This is a genomic window from Kitasatospora sp. NPDC047058 (genome assembly GCF_040643935.1).
In the GTDB taxonomy this organism is placed as follows: Bacteria; Actinomycetota; Actinomycetes; order Streptomycetales; family Streptomycetaceae; genus Kitasatospora.
The window spans coordinates 1-2,088 of sequence record NZ_JBEYVJ010000736.1 but is presented as its reverse complement, the minus strand read 5'-3'; the positions used below and the strand labels follow the sequence as shown (position 1 = coordinate 2,088).

Genomic DNA, 2,088 nt, shown 5'->3' with positions numbered 1-2,088 from the left:
ATCACCCGCAAGACCCTCGACACCATCGAAGTCGATCAGGCCGCCGAGCACTCACGCGTCGAACGGCGCCGAGCCCGCAGCCCCCGCCGCCGGAGGGCAGATGCCGACGCGGCGTGACCCCCTCCAACCCCTGCCCGTCGCCCCCGGCCCCGTCCAGGGCGAGACCCTCGGCTCCTACCTGCACCGCCTGGCCGTCGCCAACAACCGAGCCGCCAGCCGCCTCGTCCAGCTCCTCGGGCCGTTGCCTTCGGAGTTCTCACCACTCACCGACAGCACGGCCGGCTGGACCCCGGAGTCCCTGAACCGGCTGTCCGCCCTGGTCAATCGCCCGGCGGCCCGACTCGCCAGGGCGCTTCCCGCGCTCGCCGACTTCCTCGATCCCCAGCACGCCTTGCCCCGGCCGGAACACGTGATCGGCCGGCTCTGCCGCTGCTGCACGGCCCGCCGCAGCCCGCCGGCCACCACCGTGATCGTCCGTGCGCCCGCTCACCGGCACCTCTGTCCGCGTCACGAGCGGTGGACCCGCTCCACACACGACATCCCGCTCACCAATCTGCCCGAGGTCCTCCAGGCCCAGCGCCGCCTCGACCTGCTCGCCCGGCGTCACGGCCGCGGGATGCAGCAGGCCCTCGAACTCGCCTGGAAGATCATCGACGAGTGGTCCGCCGGCGGCATGCCGCTCGACCTCGGGCGGGAGTGGACCCGTCGCCTCGACCGCATCGAGGACCACCCCGTGAGCGGGAAGATCCCCTTCGAGGACCGCCACCGTCTGGCGGCCTTCCCCGAGATCGCGACGCTGACCGATCTGATCCTCAACCCGCCGACGGCCGCCGTCGACCCCAAGGATCTCTACCTGGCCACGACCGCCGAGCTGAGCCGACGTTTCGCCCGGATCTACACCGCCATCGGTGTCCAAGACCCGCTCTACCAGCACTTCTGCCGCGTTCGCGGAACACGGCTCCAGTGACCCGCCCTCCGGGTGACCGCTGACGGGCGAAGGGAGCGTGCGTCGAGTGATCTCGATCCCGGATCTCCGGCCCGCAGGTCAGGCCGGCTGGCAGGTTTCACAGCGATGGCTGTCGATCGCCGCCAGCAGCCCGCGAGCAGCCGACCGAACGGAAGGATCGTCGTCTCGGATGAGCTGATCCGCCGCCCTCCTGCCGCTCAGCACAGCTTGGTGGGCAGCCCGCTGCACGCCGCTCCGGGGAGGATTGCCGTGTTCGAGAACTGCCTGCAGCACTTCGATCACTCCGCTCCGACGTGTCACGGCCTCGGTCGCGGCGAGCTCCCACAGGAAGGGGACAGCGGCGACCGTCGAATCGAAGACAGCCAGCTCGGCAAGCCACAGGCCGAGATCGCTCAGCGCGTTCTCGCTCGTCTTGGCATCGCCCCAGGCAACCCGCGACAGAGCACCAGGAACGGTGTCCGCCGGCCCATAGGCATGACTCAGCTCATGCCACCGCACACGGTTCATGCCCTTGAGGATCGTCCCCACCAAGTCCACCCCACCCGCTCCAGACCCGACTGCACGCGATACCAATTCCACCTCATGGGCAGCCATCACAGCGAGCCCGGCCCCACTCGCATCAGCCGGGCCTCGCCCACCGTAACCAAGATCATTTATCAAGTGGTGCTGAGCTCTCTCACGTTCCGGTTCCGTGAAGGCCAACTCACTTGAGAACGGAACCCCGCGCAGTCTCAAACCACCTGGCAGCCCTGCAGGTCAGCGGAGCATCGGCTGCCAACTCAGATTGGACGGGACACCCGCCCTCGCCCTACGGCTATGCTCCCGGTGCATGACCGCCGCACCGTCCGAGTCCTCCGCGCCGCTCCAGCAGCCTGGAATCGCCGAAGCGCCAGCGAACGACGATGCGTTGATCGAGAACCTTCGTACCCGGGCTTCGGATCCGGGGCGGCGTCTTGACGAGGCGAGGGTGCCGCGCGCCTGGATCGCGGAGCGCTACGGCGCCGACTGGTTCGACCGGTCCCACTCTGCGCTGCGGGGGACAGTCAGCGATGGGACGATCGAACTCGAATCCTGGGCCGAAGAAGTGGCCGCGTACTACGCGGACGCCCCACGCGGGCCGC

2 protein-coding genes and 1 pseudogene are annotated in these 2,088 nt (G+C 69.3%); 2 read left to right on the top strand and 1 reads right to left on the bottom strand.

Features of this window, described 5'->3' with window-relative positions:
• Nucleotides 1-100 precede the first annotated feature (100 nt).
• The gene (locus ABZ885_RS39960; protein ID WP_360199936.1) at nucleotides 101-967 is read left to right on the top strand and encodes a TniQ family protein; all 867 of its coding nucleotides are present in this window, start codon (nucleotides 101-103) and stop codon (nucleotides 965-967) included.
• A 78-nt stretch (nucleotides 968-1,045) separates the two neighbouring features.
• Here ABZ885_RS39960 and ABZ885_RS39955 read toward each other — a convergent pair whose 3' ends face one another.
• A complete protein-coding gene (locus ABZ885_RS39955) occupies nucleotides 1,046-1,495 on the bottom strand; it encodes a hypothetical protein (RefSeq protein WP_360199934.1) in 450 nt (149 codons plus the stop codon).
• A 301-nt stretch (nucleotides 1,496-1,796) separates the two neighbouring features.
• On the opposite strand from ABZ885_RS39955, the pseudogene ABZ885_RS39950 reads away from it, so the two are divergent.
• A pseudogene (locus ABZ885_RS39950) lies at nucleotides 1,797-2,088 on the top strand (hypothetical protein); the annotation flags it as partial.

Bases quoted from the DNA above. Each gene is read 5' to 3' on its own strand.
- ABZ885_RS39960 (WP_360199936.1), top strand. From the start codon at position 101: ATGCCGACGCGGCGTGACCCCCTCCAACCCCTGCCCGTCGCCCCCGGC.